Below are 16,760 nucleotides of genomic sequence, written 5' to 3' on the forward strand. Positions count from 1 at the left end.
TCAGACTGGGTCAAGCCGGATCAATTCGGTGTCATTAGCACCGCAAGCGTCAACTTAATGAACTCCTCATTACGGTCGATCGCTTCCAAAGCACCGCGCACGTTGTCCGCGACTTCGGCGCCGCCTTGCTGCTCGACCCAGTTGGACAGCTCAAGGATGGCGGCCTCAAGGGCCAATTGGTTTTCGTTGATCTTGAAGAGCAGGGAGGGGAGCAGGTCTAAATTTGGCATTGAATATCCTCAGTGGAAGAGGAAAGCGTAGCAGGCAAAAAAAAGATTGGGATTCGTTCGGCAGGACGCCGGAGAAGGGTACTACTGTAGGAATATACAACGCTAAGTTATTGATTCTTATAGGGTGATGTACAGGTTTTGAGAGTGTCAAAAACCACCATATTTTCCCCTTCACATCAATAGGTTACGACTGGCTCCCGGTCACCTTGACATGGTGGCGTCTTTTAGTCGCGATCCTTACTGCGAGGATCGGATGGGGCACTCTGATCGGACGACGTTTGAGAGTCATCTACAACCCTTCGTGCAGCGATCGCACGCTCGATTGCTCCACGTATAGGCGGTTGGCATTCCGAATATTTCATGCCGCGGCCAGAGGGATGCGTGATATAGGCAACCTCGATTCCTACAGGAAGGTTGGGAAGATGCTTTTTGAGCTCCTGTCCTAGTACCACAACCACCTCGGGCTGTACCTCTTTGAGAACTTGCAGCAGTACGCTGGCACCCGTGTCCCACATCGCTGCTGTCGGTCTCTGGCGAGCTTTGCTTCCAACGATCGCCTGGACGAAGTTACAGAACGCGACTGAATTCCAAAAAGTTCTTTTGCTGCCTCGCGAATAGCTCCCTCTCTTCGTATCAAGAGAGACGAGGCGTTGGACCACACTGAAGAATCTCCGCCTTTCTGTAATTGCATAGCGTCCGACAATGTAATTCGTGAAGTCCAGCCTTGCATCGGCTGGCTTACCGTAGTGTGACTCTCCGAGAATTAAAATCCGACAGTTGTGCGCGCTGCCGGTTCGGTAGTTGGCGCCAATCCATGGTTGAAAAACTCGTTCCATTTTCATCTCTGTATGCGCGGGTTTTAGACAATCGCCCATGTATACCATTGAAATTCGAAGCCTGTGGCCAATTCCAAATAGCAGTGCTGCATCAGTGGCGTATCGCGCGCAAAACCTCCGCTGGAGGCCGCGTGTTTCCGTTTGCATAAGCACAAAAAAACGGATGTTTTGCCACTGCCAGAAAGGGCTATTATCCTTATAGAACAAGTGCTTGGGTGGCTACAGTCCCCAGCATGGGGTGCTAGGGGTCGAGTGTTCGAATCACTCCGTCCCGACCATATAATTCAAAGGGTTGCGAGATTTTATCTCGCGACCCTTTTTTATTTTTTGTCGTTTTTACCCCTACAAAACGACTGGCTCTAGGTGGAATCTTAGGTCGTTCGTAGTGTGAGTTCACGCCGTTTTTGGCCCTTTTTCGCGCTGTCTTTGGCACCAATCCTGTTTGATATTTATCTTCTTTCTCAGCTTTTTCGCATGTCAGATAGCCTTGCCAAAAACCCTGTTTCCGGGCGATTAGGGCGTTTTTCCTCACCGGCTCCGCGGCGCTAAACCCTGGAAGCTCAGTTCCGATTCTTCGTTCTTAAAGGTCACCATCCAACATCCGCGAAACAGGCTGTACGTCACGCGGGCCGTGCCTTTGAAGACAAACGGAAGCACCTTTAGGCCGGACTTCCGATTGTGCGCTAGGGAAACGGAACAGAGCGCGGGGAGGGCGCATCTATTCGAATTGATTGCTGACGGGCTGTGGGCCTTCTGAAGACCCTTTGATCACAAGGCCCAGGGGCCGATTTGGAATCAAACCATCGCGTCCGAGAGCCTGACCTATACCTCCAAATTCGACGTTTTTGGGCCCAAACCGCAGTGCCAAACAGACCGCAAATTCACCCGACTTCTGGCTGTTTTGGTGACAAACCATTTTGCAGGTAGTTGGCACCGATTGAGTGACGCTGAACCCTCGAAAGATCCGTCGGCCGCGGCTTCTAGCGGTCAGCTCGGAATCTCTTGCAAGGTCCTGGTCGGTGCCAAATCCGCTGCTAACTCACATAGAAAGGAATCAGAAATGATTTTTTGCGGTTGAATTGGCACTAGATGGGGGACAGCGACGAAGAAGGCTATAGGGCGTGGGTATCGAGGATTCAGAACAATCGGAACTTACAACTCATGGTTTGAGCGTTTGGAGGGAAGAACGTAAACGACTGTCCCGAGATTCGGATCAAAAAGCTGCCCGCTACGCTGAATTACCGGTGGTAACGGTCCGGTATACATTCCGTATGCTAGGCGATAACGTGCTTGTCTTCCGGGGTGCGCTGGTATCGTTACGTCTAGATACCCTGCCCAATTTAGCCACTTAAGGAAGTTCTTGGCTGTTGAAATGCTGGTGTACGTTGCATGGCTGGCGTGGGCCGCAAGCTCCGTGGCGTTGATGTCTTTGAGCATACGTAACGTTCTCCACATAGCCTCTGTGCCTTGCCCAACCTTGCTCGGGCTCCCATCTATTTTGAGCCGAGGAGCCTCGACTCCAGTATCAAGCATCAATCTGTATATTTTCTGAGTACCAACCCCTTCTCCTCTTTCAAGGTAGCCTCCCTTACGAAGAGATTCGATGTAAGTCTTAACTGTTTCGTCTGAAATGCTGGTTAGGCGACTGATTGTATAAATACTTATGCCCTGCGGTTGGTTCCTCAGTGTCTCCCAGATTCTCTGTCGGTTATCTCGCCCCTCTAAGATGGTCAGATGCGCGGGCTTGCGGCCATTGCTCATTTAGCGGTTTTCCTCAACGGCGGCTCACCGGTAAACCAGCCGCGCTGTCCCCATTCCACAAGACCGACAGAAGACCAACCTTGCGTTTGGGCTTCAGAGAATACGCGATGGAGGTTGACGACCACTCGGCGTAAACAACCTCTTACGGTCAGCCTCAGGCTCTCTAAAAGGTCATCGTCAAAGCGGAGTTCGGGATAGCTCTGTTGCGTTAGAGCCCTAATGTCATCTTTAGAAGCTGGCTGGGCCGGCACCCACTCTAGAACGCGGTTATGAAGCCGCTCCAGCTTCGCTAGGCTTGCTGGGATTCGTTCTTCTCCAATGAGAATAATCGTGGCTCTGCTTGAATTGTAGATATCTGTTAGGACGTTTGCAGCAGCCTTGTCTAAGAGATATTGGGCGTCATCAATGATAAGAGGTCTACCGCTGCGGGATAATTGGTCTGAAATCTGGTCAACCATTTCTGATGTTGTACGGCTTGGCATGACGGCCATCTCCCTCAGAACTGCGGTCAAGAAAGCTTTTTTCGTCCAGGTATCTAGACATTCAATGTAATAGGCGCGATATACGTTTGCTGCGAAGGTGGCTCCCACCGTTTTCCCCAAGCCACTCGCTCCGTACATGACAACCAGCCCTGGCAAGTTTTTCGGCCTGGCTAAAGATTTTTCAATTGCACTTGCGATAAGGCCAACATTTGTCAAAGGCGCTATTTTTGTCACACTCATATTCAGTATCCTATTTGTTTATTGTTTGAGGTGATAGAACCTAGCTTTCGATATGTTCAAACATACGGCGCATAGCAGCAAACTCCATATTTGTTTGATAGCTTGAGTGCCAGAGGGCTTCATCTTTTGTTAGAGGTAAACTATTGCATATATCTGCGTTCAATTTTTGCCACAGTTGATATTTCGCTATTGGGTCGGGTGGCAGGGTAAATGGGGTCGGCTCCGAATCGATAAGTGCTTTAGCGACTCGTTTGGCCTCGGCAAGCCGGGCGGCGTCAAGTATTGGTGCGGAAGAGTGCTCGACTATACTCATGTGATTATTTTTATCACTAAGCATTCTAAGTTTTTCTAATGTTCGCCTTATTTGACCATGTTCCCGTTTTCTGTACGCTTGTTCTACCATCGATTTCGGCATGTACGGACTGGCGTTTCCATCGAGATGTGCCTCACCTATTAATTCACCGCTGAGATTTCTGACCCATACCTTCGAAGCATCACGAAGGTCATAGCTGATACGAACATCCGCACCATGGAAGTCCCGCAAGTTGTCTAGAAAATATTTGTTCCCGGCCCAACTGATTTCGCCACGACGAGTGGGGCGAATTACTTGAGGGCGCATTACATCATTCAAGACATCCGAAGGAGCAATAATTGCCTGCCAGCCCGTTGAGATTGCTCTCGCCCAAGCTTCATTTGGACTTAAGTGCCGGCGTTTTCCTGTAATGGGGTCGCGAACTTTGGTAAGTCCTCGATGAGGGGCGTTGTTATAAGTTTCGATCTCGTACTCAATGCCTGCCATAAACGTTTCGAAACTAGGAATGAGAGTGGTTCCGCCGTTTTCTCGAATCTGCTTGCGGCTGATACGAAATGCTTTGGCGCCAGCCTGTCGATCCATGTCCGCGCCAATGTAGCTAGTAAGCTTCTTCGCGGCGTTAACCCAGATTGTTTTATGGGCGCGTTCAATTAAACCACGTGCCTGGCTATTGTATGGTAAGGCATGGGTAAGAGTTCCTCCCAATCGCTCAACTATCTCTCGGACAGTATCGTTTACAAAACCGGATCCGTTGTCGACATAGAGCAATGCAAACATACCGTGCTGTACCGCATTTCTTAAAGCATCGATGACTGCGATTGAGGATTCTGACTCTCCAATAGATATTCCGACTACCTTTCGGGTTGCCACATCAATCACTGTGGTAGCTTCGGGTCTATATGGTTTTCCCGTGCGAGGATTAATTATCTCAGCGTCGAATTTATGACCGTCAGCCGTGAATACGTCACAAGGCATTAGATCTTTGGTTGTACGGCGTCTAAATGGTTGAAGAGCTTTGAGCTGTTGAGCAGTATGACGTCCTATATTACGAGCCTCTGGACTGAGCTTGTCCAGGAATCGGCGTACCTGATGAATACTCGGTTGGTCAGAGGTGTATTTTTCGCAAAATTCCATATAGCTGGCCTCAACGCTAGGCTTTGTCGGCCGCTGATAGCAACGCAAAAAATCGGTACTCCAGAGCGGCATAGTCAGATTTTTTCTGCGGCGGCCCGGTGCTAATCCAACCTCCCCATGCTCACGGTACGTGCTTATCCAACGCTTGAGCGTTCTTTCTGACAAAGTTGAAGTTGGCGTCGAACGATCATTAGCGACCACTAGGCGATCATGTAGAAAGAGATCCAGCCTGTGCTCCTTGGATAGAGCTACTATTGTTGCGATAGCTTTTTTTTGAGTCATCTCAGCGGTCATTCTTTCTATTTCTAAAACGAATGAAAGACGAGCGCCCATTGTTAAGCGTTGATCATCATTTAGCGTTGTAGCGGCGAAAGGGGGTGACTTTCCTTTTGCTGGAAAACATTGTTTGTTGTCAGAAAAGTCTGAGCGAGATTGAGACTGCGCTGTAATTATCGCTATTTGTGTCTCCGTTGGTAGTGCGTCGAGAGAATACTCAATTGCTTTACTATGTGAGCGGCGTTGGCCCGGCCAGTTTTCGCGAGCGGCTCTTGCTTTTACGCCTCGAACAGTACTGGGCATGCCTGTTTTTCCTGACAGTTCTTTTGCTGTGTACCCGCGCTTCATGGGAGCCTCTGATATTTAATCAGCGAGGAGAAAGTATTGCTTCGGGATGGCGATTATTGTCGGCCACTCTAGAGGGTGATTTTGTTTGGGCTAAGGTTCAGATATAGACTGGTGAGAACCATCTGCGTTACCCAAGAGCCGGATAAACTGTTCGTAATTTTCCTTAAGTAGTATTGTCAGATATAAATTTACTGCAAGCCTTGCATTATAATTCTCGTGGTATGACGGACAGATATCTTGTATTGAGGGGAGTCCATAATTAAGCTCGTCATCAATTTCGGCGGGGCGCAGATTAATGCTATCATTGAATTTGCTCTGGTCATAAAATCGGCCAGCATGGTACCTGCTAATCATGTGACGCATGCTTCCGATTATTGTGGCTTCAATTGAAACTTCGGTATATGGGTTTCCATTTTTGGTGTAGTGGTATGGCCCGGAAAGTTCGTATTCGACTGTCTCCAATTCGCCTACGAATGGCTCAAGCGGGCTGTAATTTGTTAGCGGAGTGGTTTTGGTTTTGATAATCATATTTGAGTCCTCTACGAGATGTATGAGGAATATAGGACTCGAATTTTGATCGTCAATATCAAATGATTAAATATTTTAATGCTGATGTGTGGTGTAAGTTGTTTTGCGGCTGTGCCGCTAGGTCGGATGAGTGGCTCGATATCGAATTGACTGTGGTAGTCAGTCCAGAAAGATGCCTTTCCTTGGCTGACACTTTTTTTCTTTTGGTTTTATGATCGGAGCCGATTCGAAACGTTTGTAATGAGGAGATTCTTATGTCTAGCTCGATTTACAGTGCGATTTCGTAGGTTCACGACTGAAGGTGCACGGCTTCCAAGGCACGATGTTGTTTGCTTGTAACTTCGGAGCTGTCCGCTACCGGCCCAGTTCAGTCGGTGCGGTCTCTCTCAAGCCTCCTAACGAAGCCGGCTTGGCGCCGGAATATATCCAGAGGAGGGCGTAGTTTGGCCGATTGTTGTTGGTCTTCTGAGATGGCCGTTGTAGAGATGGCCGTTGTAGAAAGGTAGGTAAGCGTCTATGGGATCGCGTCCAACGCGGTTTGCCTCCAGATCATTGCGTCATAATCTGCCACACCTGTTTAGCTGAGCGGTCGGAAACGCCTGGGAGGGCCAAATTGCGCCGCGATGGCCTTGCAGCGCGCGTCGATGCGTTCATCCACGGCGGCTTTTTGCTCCTCGTCCAAGGCGGCGTACCGCCGCTTCCACGCTTGCAGCGCCTCGCTTTTCTCAGCCTGATGCTGGGCCTTTAACGCCATCAACTGTCGGAACGTGCGGCCGTTCTCGCTGGCGTGTGGCCGATCTGTTGGCACGTCGGTCATGGGGCTGCTCGCTAAAAAGGGACCTTGATCTCTTCGTCCAGTATATCCACGACCTCGTGGAGCAGTGGATCCAGCCATGCTGCTTTTGCGCGACCCCACTGGATGAACGCCTGCTGATCCACTACCGACCCGCGTGCATCCAACGTTTGCTCCAGCGCATCCAGATATTCACGTATCGCCTGCGCACGTCGCCAATTGTGCGCATCCGTTTCAAGCTGGCCCAGTCGTTGCCTTTCGCTGTCCTGCAAGCGCTTGCGTTCCAAGGCCGCCTCACGCAGCTGTTGGCGTTTGGCATCGATGACGGCCTGACGCTCAGCGTTCACTAGGGACTCGACCGCCGTGGTCGCCATCTGCTCCAACAGTTTGTTGAATTGTACCTCGACGGGTAACCGATCCGAGTCCATCACCTTGCCGGCGTACCCCTCGTTGATCAGGACCTGAAGGCGGCCGGTGGGGACATAGTGCGACTTGGGCCAATAACTCCAAGCGCCCTTGGCTTGGTCCGCCAGTTGTTTCGCGGTGGGCACATAGGCGGCCTTGGTGCAGGCCTCAAAGAGTCGCAGGTGGTAAATCCGGCCGAGCATGCAGATGTTCACGTCGTGCTGGCCTTGCGTAACCGGATAACCTCGGGCCTCGAACGCTTTGAGCAGCACGTCGGCGATTTTTAAGGCGCGGGCTTGCTGCGCCGGCGATACCGAAATGCTCAGCGCTGGACGTCGTGTGCTGGGCATGTCGCGTTGATCAATCACCGGCTTTTTCAGCGATTGCTGCGCCGCGACAACCAACGGATGCCAGTGGCGGATGTGGTCAGGGACGACGATGTGATTGGCCGGGTCGCGCTCGAAGGCCAGTAGCACGGCCAGCCGCTCATCCAGCGGCAGTGGCGTCGGCGGTACAGGCGGTGCGGGAGTGCGAAACAGGTGCATCGGGTGCCCAATGTATTCACGCAGCTTCGGACGCGGTGCAACCGGCTTGCCGGCTTTGAGCCGGGTCCAATAACCTCGGGCCGGCGTGGGAATCTGAAGGCGGCGACAGAGTTTCTGAAGCCCAACGTCGGACAGGTGGTAACGCGGCGCGACCACCGTGACGGCGTCCGTCCACACCTCATCGAGCAGCTTGGCCCGGTCGTACTTTTCCAGCATCGGCGCAGTCCTCCGTCAGCAGGGCGAACCCTTGTCGCAAACCGTATCAGGGGCGCCGGATTTCTCGCCGCGCCGCCTGTTTGAGCCCGTGGCCCAGTGAACGTTGTCCCTTTGGCGCATCGTGCCAGGGGGGCCGCCCCACGATGGCTAGAGCAGTGCCATCGTGGCCGACGTATCGTTCAGCCGGTACCCCATCGCCTTGTAGCCAGCCTTGCGCTTTTCCCACATCCGCAGCAAGGCGACCTGGCCCTCGTCCACGAAGTCGATCACCTGGATGTCGGCCTTGGCGGCGTGCGCTCGATGCAGGCGCCCGGCGTATTGCTGAAGGATGCCGCGCCAGGAAATGGGCATGGCCAGCACCAGGGTGTCCAGCGGTGGGTGGTCAAAACCCTCGCCGATGAGCGTGCCGGTGGCCAGGAGCACCCGAGGGGCGGCTTCGGGCAAAGATTCCAAGGCGCTGATCAGCGACGTCCGCTGTTTCTTGGGCAGGCGGCCATGCAGGGTAAACAGATTCGCGACCTGCTCCCTGAGCGCGACGTCTAGCGTCTCCACATGCTCGGTGCGTTGGGTCAGTACCAGTACCTTTCGGCCTTGCCGGTAAGCCTGCACCACCGCAGAAACGATGGTCGCCGTGCGTTGTGCATCATCAGCCAGCCGCCTGAATACCTCCTGGATGCCCGCGCCCTCGGGGACGAGGAGTGGGCCGGACAGCAGGCGAGGGCTCACGGACAAGTCGTGAGGGGCGCTGGCCGGGCGCGCGGCGGTATGGCGGATCGGTCCGCACTGCATGAAAATGATGGGCTGTTGCCCATCGCGGCGGATCGGGGTCGCCGTCAGCCCGAGCACGTAACGCGCGGGCGAACTGCGCAACAGGGCTTCGAAAGACACCGCCGACAGGTGATGGCATTCGTCGATGATGATCTGCCCGTAATTTTTCACCAGGTCACTGATCTCGCCCTGGCGCGACAGCGATTGCATGACGGCGATATCGATCTGGCCGGTGAGCTTGGGCTTGCCGCCGCCCAAGGTGCCAACGACTTCTTTGCCGACGCCGAGGAACGCCTGCAAGCGTTCTTGCCACTGCCGGAGCAGCTCGGTCCGGTGCACCAACACCAAGGTATTCACACGCCGCCTGGCAATGAGCGCCGCGGCACTCACGGTTTTACCGAAGGCCGTTGGCGCGCAGAGGATGCCGGTGTCATGCGCTTGCATGGCGGTGACGGCCGTTTCCTGATCAGGACGCAGCGTGCCGAGAAAACTGACATCCAACGGATGGCCCGCGAAACGCTCGTCTTCCACCAATGGCGTGATCTGGTACTGCGCCAGCAGCGCCTGCACGGCGTCCCAGCAGCCACGGGGCAAGGCAATATGTTGGGGGAAATTCTGCGCGCAGCCAATGACTCTGGGTTTGTTCCACACCGACAGGCGCAGGGCCTGCGCTTTATAAAACTCGGGATTCTGAAACGCCGCGAGGCGGATCAACTGGTTGGCCAAGGGTTGGGGTAGCTGGGCCTTTTCGAAGTAAATCAAATTCGCCAGGGTGATGCTCAGGGTGGCCGGCATCGGGCCCTGGAGCTTTTGTGATCGAGGCGAGGGGGCTTTCCATGGCTGGGCACCTTCGTCTTCATCGACGTAGGCCACGCCAATGGGGTCGCGGTTACCCATGGCCTGAGTAATGACGGGGTGGATATGCTCCGGGCCCATGCGCTCAAGATTCGCCAGGAATGCCCACTGATCGGCATAGGGCTCCAGCGCATCGTCGACAAACACACTGTGATGCTGGGCCCTGGCGCGTTTTTGCAGCGGCAAGGCGATCAAGTTGCCAAAGCCGCCTTTGGGCAGGGTGTCCTGGTTGGGAAACAATCGGTCGTAGGAACTGAGCGACAATTGCCGTGTGCGCTCACAGGCATGGCTGATGATGGCCGCGCCGAGACGACGGGCATCGCTGGCCAATACCTTGTCCTCGAAGAAGATCCAGGCGTGCGCGCCGTTGCCCGAACGGGAGATTTCCAAGGCGACCGGTACGCCCAGCGTATGGCAGGACTCTGCGAACGCCCGGGCGTCATCGCGCCATTCGGCCTCGTCGAAGTCGGCGGCCAGAAAGTAGCAGGTATCGTCCTTCAGCAGGGGGTAGACACCGACGACGAGCGCGCCGGCCAGGTGACGAAAGATGACGTCGTCGGTCACGGCCAGCAGTTGGCGCTGGTGGCAGTCGGCGCATTTAATCCGGGGTTTCTCGCAGATCCCCGGACGCCACTCGTTCGCGCAGGCGGGCGCATAACCGGACTTGCCGCTGTTGCTTTCCCAGCGCAGCGGGTAGATGTCGGTACGGCCTCTGAACAAGCGACGAAAGAGGGCGACCTTGCTGCGGGTGTCCAGGGCGGACGACAGATCAACGGGCGCCAGGGGGATCCGCGCCGGTTCGACAGGCGGCTGCCAATCGATGCCGTGCGCGTCGAGCAAGGCAATCAACCGCGCGTTCTCCGCCTGGAGTGTCGCCAGCCGCTGGGTGTCGGTCACCGCATCGAGCCTCGGTGTTGGGGAATGACCTGTGGGGTTAGCCACGCCGTTAGGCTATCAGTCGGCGGGGGGCGGGATCAAACCGCAGGGCCGGGTGCGGGCCGGTGGCCGCGCCACGCCGCGAGTCGTCCGGCGGTTTAACCGAAACCGTGTTATGCGCAGCGCGGTTCGACTCCGCCGGCCCCGCCCAGAAGCGCACCGAGACAGCGGTCGAGCCCTCGGATCACACGCTAGGGCCCAAGCCTACCTAGCCGTCATAGGGTAAACACCGCACAGCTATAAACCAAAGTGTTGATAAACAGACGTTGACAGTCTCAATTAGCTCAAGTACCGTGCAGACCATATCAACCGTTTACCCAACAGGACATTCCCCATGGTCGACACCATCCAAGCCGCTTTAAACCAACTCACTACCGAGGGTGACCTGATCCATGGCACCGCCGCCTTGGTCGAGAGCATCAAAGCCCACACCCACCTCTCCTACAAAAAGATCGGCGACGCCGCCGGCGTGACGGAACAAGGCGTGCGCCGCTGGCGTGAAAACAACTCGGGCCAAGCCTCACGCGTTCAAGCCTTGGTAAACTTTGCCCAGACCCTCATCACTGCACCGGTGGGGACTGCCGTACGGCCCGCTGCTGGCAACGCCGCCGATGCCCTGCGCGCCGTCACCCCATTGGCGGTGCAAACCTGCATCAAAGAGGGGCTGGAGAAGCTGCTGGGCATCGGCCTCAGCGCCTGCACTATCGTAAAGCTTGAAGCATTCAATGGTAAAGTCACCATCGAGCTGGCCCTGGAATAAGCCCCGTCGCTTTCAGCCAGGTGACCCGCTCACGCTAAAGCACGGACGAACGTGCGCCCCTCTCAAAAACCTCAATGGAATGCGCCATGGCCCGCACCTTGCTGGATGTCCAACTCGCCCGTCTGCTGTATCCGCTGCTCATTGAGCTGGCCACCGCTCGGCAGATCCTGACCTATGGCCAACTGATCGAACGCGCCCAGGCTCATTACCCGGATGATCAACGGGTGGCCAACCTGATTCCGGTGCGCATGGGGCGCATTCTCTGGGTGATCTACGATTTTGTGGCAGAGCGCGACCTGCCGCGTTTGACCCTGATCATCGTCAGCGCCGGGGATCAGTACCCCGGCAGCGCCATGTGGCAGCACGATTGCCTCGCCGAACAACAACGCTGTTTTGCCTTTGACTGGTCCACGGCCGATCAGGCCTTTGACCTTTACGGCCAGCACAGTGAAAAAGCGGTCACGCCCCTTCGGCGTGTACCGCGTGAGCAAGCGAAACAGCTGATGGCCGCCCACTACCACGACCCGCTGAATGTTTACCCGAGCGGCATTCGCGCTCTGCGCGAAGCCATTATCGAAAACATCATGAACGGCCTGTCGGTGGAGGAGGCGTTTCAAATCGAAGCGCAGCTACTGGCGCCGTCGACGCAGGCGTAACCACCCTTGTTGACCGTTTAATTAGCCAACCCAACGCTTGCTCACCCCCCTCAATAGGAAACACGCGATGAACCCTCTCCAATGGAATGTCGACACCCTCGCTTCGCTGGGTCGTATTTTTTTGCGCAAGGTGATGAAAAACCTGCGATCCGTTGAAGGCGCGACCGTGCAGTTCGGTGAAATGGGGCAGGGGATCCAGCCCAACTACCAGGTGTGTTTCCCCAATGGCAACGTGAATCCCTATCGCGGCGCCAATCACAAACCCTTCATGCCCCGTGGCACCTTTAATCGGGAACACATCTCCCTGCCTTTTTCGTCAGTGGACCTTCAGCGTGCATTCGACGCCGCGGTTACCGCACGATAGAGGCAGGGCCAGCGTCAAACCGTCGCGCAACGGAGGCACCAGGATAATCGAAACCCTGTAGGTGGTTGAGCTTGAGGCGCGTCGCAGATGTGCCGCCGGGGCAGTAGCACTGCTTGCGTTAAAGAGAAGCGTACAAGCTTGCGAGAGCAGTGCTGTAGGAGCGGTAGTTGGTCGGCGGTGGTCGTGCAGAGTTTCTCTCTGTGAGAGTCGATCATCGTCAAGATTAATTTCCGAAACCTCTATTTGCGCATACAGGTCGGTTTGTTTTTTGACTGAGCGTAAACGCGCAGATTTGAGCTTCCTTGAGTGTAAGGGTTGCAGGTCTGTTCTGCCGCTTCCTTGGTCACCTCGCCGCTCATCTTCGACTTGAGCACTCTGTCTATCCAAATTTTTTCGACCCTCTCCGCCAGAGCCGGCTCTGCCGGAATGTAGCCAGTGGGGTGATTCTATGGGGTTATCCATTAGTGTTGGACTTTAGGATCTTCAATTCGGATTTGTTTAAATACTATATCGGTTCTTTGCTGATAAGTTCCCTGAACTAATGGGTTCTGTCACAGCCGTCATCTGGATCCTTTCCGGCACCTGAAGTGCGGGTTTTTTGTAAACAATAAAAAAGTTTTTTGTTTTTTGTTTTTTTGTTCCGTCCTCCATTTTTAACGGGGGAGAGTTTTAGAGAGGGGGGCGACCTTAGACAATCCTCTCTTTAGGGGAGGCGTGTCGAATGTCCATTGACAGTATTCGATCAGCCAACATCGGACGACATTCATGCTAAGGGGGGCTGTACCGCTTCTAAACAGCACAGACCTGATTCGATTTGAGATACGTGTACTCGACCGCTTTGCCTGCGCGTTGGCTAGTCAGAAGGCCTTTCTCAACGCCTTCTTTGAGCAGCCTTTCAGCAGTCTTGATCGACTGGCTCCCTTTCAACGCATCTATCAGGACGGTCTTTGTCAGCGTGCTCTCAACTCCGAAAGCAACTGACAATTTTGATTCAATAGAGACCTTTTGTGTTGGCAACACAGCCGAAAAAGACAAGTCGTCATTGCCTACCAAATGCATTCGTTCTGGCATATTGATATCGCGACCGGAAAGACTCAGTCGATAATCGTTTTTTGCTTCGTTTGGACGTACGATTGAGAGAACGCCATTTACTTCGCCGTGGATTGCGGACGCGCCACGCATTGCACCGGCACCAGTGGCACCACCTTGAAATTGAGGTTTTTTGTCGTGGTGGACCACAATGTGTGCGACTCCTGCGCACAATTTTCGAAACGCGAGCATCACCTGGGCCATTTCGCCGTTGTCATTTTCTTTGGCAATGTGGCACCTGGTGAGTACGTCCCAAACGATCAAATCCGGCTTGATTGTATTGATATAGGGGGTGACCTTTGCTAGATCATCTGAGTTAAGTACGTTTATGTTCATGAAGTCTTTACATATGAAAAGATTGGCGTTGTTGGACATTTTTTCACGATCGTTACCATGAAGCCGTAGGGCCCTGCTACCGCAACTACGTTCCGACATTTCCATGTCCATATAAAGCACTTTTTGGTGGCCGTTAGCTTTGAATCCAATACACTCTGAATTCAAGCTTGCTGCTACAGCGAGTTGTAGAGCGAGTCTTGATTTTCCTGTCTTTGGGGCGCCGGATATTACCCACTGCTCTCCACGCTCGATCAGGCCTTGAATGATCCATTCTGGTTTTTTGTCAGCGTCGTTGAGAACTTTGCGCATGTTGCATCGTGCAAGAATTTCTTCAGCGGTCATCATGGTCATGGAATGTCCTGGTAGCAGTGATGTATGGATATGCCAAACGGCAATTGTTTAAGGGCGGTTTAAATGTGGCTGGTTATGTAAGTGTGTTGCAGGAACTCGCCAGCCTGGTCTTAAATCAAAGGCAAACGAGCGCCCTGGAAGAGCCAAATTATAAGTAGTCGAGGTGGGCTGAAAAAATTCGAAAAGGGCCTGATTTCGCATTCACATAAACACGAAAATTTGGTCGATTAAGGACTGAAGATGACTATAAGTCTTTGGGTAAACTGAATTTTGAAGTGGGGCTTTGCTGGATGCCTGGAAGGCTTTTTTGTACTGGCATATGACTTACCTCATTTGCTTGAGGTTTCCCATAATAAGCCGCTCCCATAGAATCGTCAATGAACTTATTTTTTTGTCAAGTGTTGTTTTGGTATTGTTTTTTCTAAAACCCCCGGCGGGCTTGGTCGTATTTGACCCTTAGGAAGGCAAAAAATTTTAGCTGCCAAGGGGCGTTGAGGTTTGAATGATTGGAAGGGCAGGTTTTCGTTAAAAACCGGGGGTAGAGATGAAGCTGTTTAGCCGTTCGGTGAACTCTTGGATGCTGGAAGCTCATCGCCCGGTGGCATTGCACATTTTTTTTGCAGCTTTCTCATTGCACGTTCGGTGGCAGAGTCTCGTGAATACAACCAAAGACTCAATGACGCCGCACGATTTTGAGGAAGCCACGATCCGTAATGATGACTCTTGCTGCGCCACGTCCTGAAACGACTGCCGCAGTGTTGGGCTACGAAGCGTTGCTGCCGTAGAACTGCTCGCGAGAGATGCCACGGTAAAAACTATGCGCTTCTGGCGGTAGGTTTAGGTAATGGAGCGCGTACGGTGGTTCTTGATCCTTCGGGGAGGAGTGGGCTCTTCAAAGGGAAGGGCCTTCCTCGTGACGTTATCTTCGCGTAAATCTGCGATTGCACCTTTCTTACCTGGACCTGAGACGGCGATATTTTGAGCTGCTGCTGCGTTGGCATGAACGCTGTGTGGACGCTTACATCCTTTTGAGCCCAGTCTTTGCCGGCAACCTAGAGAGCCCGCGTAACTCATTCAGGATAGCTCTGAAAGGGCCTTACGAGATTAATGATTCCGTATTTTCAGCGAATACTATCAGTGCTATCGAGCTAGAGAACAAACCCAAGCGAAAGGTAAAGCTATAATCTGTAAAGCCGAAAAAGCCCCTTGTAGGTGCTTTCGATTATGCCTTCTCAGAGCTGATAGCCCGCCAGACCTTCGTCCAAACCCCCGCCTTGGCATTCTCCAATTCGCCCTTCAAGCTTTTGATCTCATTGCCCCTGCTCGTATACGCCGTCTTGTATTTCACCAGCTCGACATTCAGTTGTTCCACGGATTGCGTCAGACCATCATTTGAAGCCACCAAAGCGGCCTTGTTCTTTGCCAGCAAATCTTTCGCTTCAGCAATACTGTCTCGCTGCTTGGTAACATCAGCAGCAAGAGATTCCGTCTCACGGTACTTTCTGACGATTGCCAGCATGTCCTGTCTGGTTTTCTCTGCCAGCTCCACTCGATCCTTGTCAGCTCGCCTAACATAATCCTGATGAAATTCAATACTCACTGGGTCAGAGAGGACTCTGCAAAACAATTGGTTTGAGGCGATATCGTTAATTTTCCGGTAGCCCCGCTCGATACTTCCCTCAATGTCATTTTTATCAATATATGTCTCAATATTAATGCTTTTGGCAATCTTGATTTCGATAATGGGGATTCCGTGGTCACGGAAATCGTTGATCTTTTGCATGCTGCACGGATTGGAGTAGCAGACCTCAATCGCCAGCTTCCCGCCCCACTTTTTGTAGAAGGGGTTGTCAGAGGTGAACTCGCCATACAGGTCAGGAACGTAGACATTGCCGTTCCCGAATCGCAGCCGGGTTTCCTCTGCTACAAGGCGTGTGAATGTGAATGGGACGACCTCATCACCAATCTTGAAATTGATCGTTTGAAGCTGTGAGAGTATGGCTATGAGATAGGCGTGTGGAAGGGATTCTCCGTCGCTATCATCAGATCGAGTAGCCTGAACATCGACGCTCTTGTACCGAAAATACCCATTCTTGACGGCGACCATCTCACGGCGCTTCTCTGCGCGGGAATGGGTACTGAAGAAGGTAAGCGCGCTGAATTCGGCAGGGTTCAGGCGGCGCATCTTGAGGACTTGCCAAATGAAGAACAGCTTGTACCGACCATCCTCGCGGTTGATGAAACCGTTAGCACTCTTCGCACACGCCCAAATCTTCATGCCTCTCCCTTACCATGAAACGCTCTAGATCGGACCATACCAGTGCTCGACGAAGGTTTCAAAGCGGGCAGGCTCACAAAATTCCTCCTGCGAGAAGGCGAGCACAGAAACCTGTATTAAGGTGCCGTATCGACGACTTCATCAGCGATACCAATTCGGTGTGTGTAGTCGACGTCTTCGTCGACTAACACGATCTGGTCATTCTGGGTTTTGAAGGCATCATTTCAGCCCAGTCTCTGTAAAAGCGCATACACCGTTTA

Annotated in this window: 12 protein-coding genes; 3 read left to right on the top strand and 9 right to left on the bottom strand. The window is 53.3% G+C overall.

Features of this window, described 5'->3' with window-relative positions:
• Nucleotides 1-20: 20 nt before the first annotated feature.
• From ACM1ZW_RS19790 to ACM1ZW_RS19820, 7 genes are all read right to left on the bottom strand, one after another.
• A complete protein-coding gene (locus ACM1ZW_RS19790; RefSeq protein WP_416739105.1) occupies nt 21-230 on the bottom strand; it encodes a hypothetical protein in 210 nt (69 codons plus the stop codon).
• Between the two features lie 2,593 nt (nt 231-2,823).
• Nucleotides 2,824-3,549, bottom strand: a complete 726-nt coding sequence (locus ACM1ZW_RS19795) for an AAA family ATPase (RefSeq protein WP_221106667.1) — start codon at nt 3,547-3,549, stop codon at nt 2,824-2,826.
• A 40-nt stretch (nt 3,550-3,589) separates the two neighbouring features.
• Nucleotides 3,590-5,620 carry a Mu transposase C-terminal domain-containing protein gene (locus ACM1ZW_RS19800; RefSeq protein ID WP_416739106.1) on the bottom strand — a complete coding sequence of 677 codons (2,031 nt, stop codon included), beginning with the start codon at nt 5,618-5,620 and terminating at the stop codon, nt 3,590-3,592.
• Between the two features lie 90 nt (nt 5,621-5,710).
• The gene (locus ACM1ZW_RS19805; RefSeq protein WP_416739107.1) at nt 5,711-6,148 is read right to left on the bottom strand and encodes a hypothetical protein; all 438 of its coding nucleotides are present in this window, start codon (nt 6,146-6,148) and stop codon (nt 5,711-5,713) included.
• A 577-nt stretch (nt 6,149-6,725) separates the two neighbouring features.
• Nucleotides 6,726-6,965 (bottom strand): hypothetical protein, encoded by a 240-nt coding sequence (locus ACM1ZW_RS19810; protein WP_416739108.1) that lies wholly within the window; start codon nt 6,963-6,965, stop codon nt 6,726-6,728.
• An 11-nt stretch (nt 6,966-6,976) separates the two neighbouring features.
• Nucleotides 6,977-8,107, bottom strand: coding sequence for a hypothetical protein (locus ACM1ZW_RS19815; RefSeq protein ID WP_416739109.1), 1,131 nt, complete (start codon nt 8,105-8,107; stop codon nt 6,977-6,979).
• Nucleotides 8,108-8,254: 147 nt separating this feature from the next.
• Complete coding sequence (locus ACM1ZW_RS19820) at nt 8,255-10,627, bottom strand: TOTE conflict system archaeo-eukaryotic primase domain-containing protein (RefSeq protein WP_416739110.1); 2,373 nt, start codon at nt 10,625-10,627, stop codon at nt 8,255-8,257.
• Between the two features lie 373 nt (nt 10,628-11,000).
• On the opposite strand from ACM1ZW_RS19820, the gene ACM1ZW_RS19825 reads away from it, so the two are divergent.
• The 3 genes from ACM1ZW_RS19825 (at nt 11,001) to ACM1ZW_RS19835 (ending at nt 12,446) form a co-directional block, all read left to right on the top strand.
• On the top strand, nt 11,001-11,426 hold the full coding sequence (locus ACM1ZW_RS19825) for a hypothetical protein (RefSeq protein ID WP_416739111.1): 426 nt from the start codon (nt 11,001-11,003) through the stop codon (nt 11,424-11,426).
• A gap of 86 nt (nt 11,427-11,512) precedes the next feature.
• Nucleotides 11,513-12,082: a hypothetical protein gene (locus ACM1ZW_RS19830; RefSeq protein WP_416739112.1), complete on the top strand. Its 570-nt coding sequence runs from the start codon at nt 11,513-11,515 to the stop codon at nt 12,080-12,082.
• 67 nt (nt 12,083-12,149) lie between these two features.
• On the top strand, nt 12,150-12,446 hold the full coding sequence (locus ACM1ZW_RS19835) for a hypothetical protein (RefSeq protein WP_416739113.1): 297 nt from the start codon (nt 12,150-12,152) through the stop codon (nt 12,444-12,446).
• Nucleotides 12,447-13,235: 789 nt separating this feature from the next.
• Here the strand turns inward: ACM1ZW_RS19835 and ACM1ZW_RS19840 are convergent.
• Both ACM1ZW_RS19840 and ACM1ZW_RS19845 read right to left on the bottom strand, forming a co-directional pair.
• Nucleotides 13,236-14,222 (bottom strand): AAA family ATPase, encoded by a 987-nt coding sequence (locus ACM1ZW_RS19840; protein ID WP_416739114.1) that lies wholly within the window; start codon nt 14,220-14,222, stop codon nt 13,236-13,238.
• A 1,222-nt stretch (nt 14,223-15,444) separates the two neighbouring features.
• Nucleotides 15,445-16,500: a hypothetical protein gene (locus ACM1ZW_RS19845; protein ID WP_416739115.1), complete on the bottom strand. Its 1,056-nt coding sequence runs from the start codon at nt 16,498-16,500 to the stop codon at nt 15,445-15,447.
• Nucleotides 16,501-16,760 lie beyond the last annotated feature (260 nt).

It is taken from the genome of Pseudomonas sp. NFX71 (genome assembly GCF_048079215.1).
GTDB classification, from domain to species: Bacteria; Pseudomonadota; Gammaproteobacteria; order Pseudomonadales; family Pseudomonadaceae; genus Aquipseudomonas; species Aquipseudomonas fluorescens_B.

Coding starts and splice junctions, on each gene's coding strand:
- ACM1ZW_RS19790 (WP_416739105.1), bottom strand. CDS start 230: ATGCCAAATTTAGACCTGCTCCCCTCCCTGCTCTTCAAGATCAACGAA.
- ACM1ZW_RS19795 (WP_221106667.1), bottom strand. CDS start 3,549: ATGAGTGTGACAAAAATAGCGCCTTTGACAAATGTTGGCCTTATCGCA.
- ACM1ZW_RS19800 (WP_416739106.1), bottom strand. CDS start 5,620: ATGAAGCGCGGGTACACAGCAAAAGAACTGTCAGGAAAAACAGGCATG.
- ACM1ZW_RS19805 (WP_416739107.1), bottom strand. CDS start 6,148: ATGATTATCAAAACCAAAACCACTCCGCTAACAAATTACAGCCCGCTT.
- ACM1ZW_RS19810 (WP_416739108.1), bottom strand. CDS start 6,965: ATGACCGACGTGCCAACAGATCGGCCACACGCCAGCGAGAACGGCCGC.
- ACM1ZW_RS19815 (WP_416739109.1), bottom strand. CDS start 8,107: ATGCTGGAAAAGTACGACCGGGCCAAGCTGCTCGATGAGGTGTGGACG.
- ACM1ZW_RS19825 (WP_416739111.1), top strand. CDS start 11,001: ATGGTCGACACCATCCAAGCCGCTTTAAACCAACTCACTACCGAGGGT.
- ACM1ZW_RS19830 (WP_416739112.1), top strand. CDS start 11,513: ATGGCCCGCACCTTGCTGGATGTCCAACTCGCCCGTCTGCTGTATCCG.
- ACM1ZW_RS19835 (WP_416739113.1), top strand. CDS start 12,150: ATGAACCCTCTCCAATGGAATGTCGACACCCTCGCTTCGCTGGGTCGT.
- ACM1ZW_RS19840 (WP_416739114.1), bottom strand. CDS start 14,222: ATGACCATGATGACCGCTGAAGAAATTCTTGCACGATGCAACATGCGC.
- ACM1ZW_RS19845 (WP_416739115.1), bottom strand. CDS start 16,500: ATGAAGATTTGGGCGTGTGCGAAGAGTGCTAACGGTTTCATCAACCGC.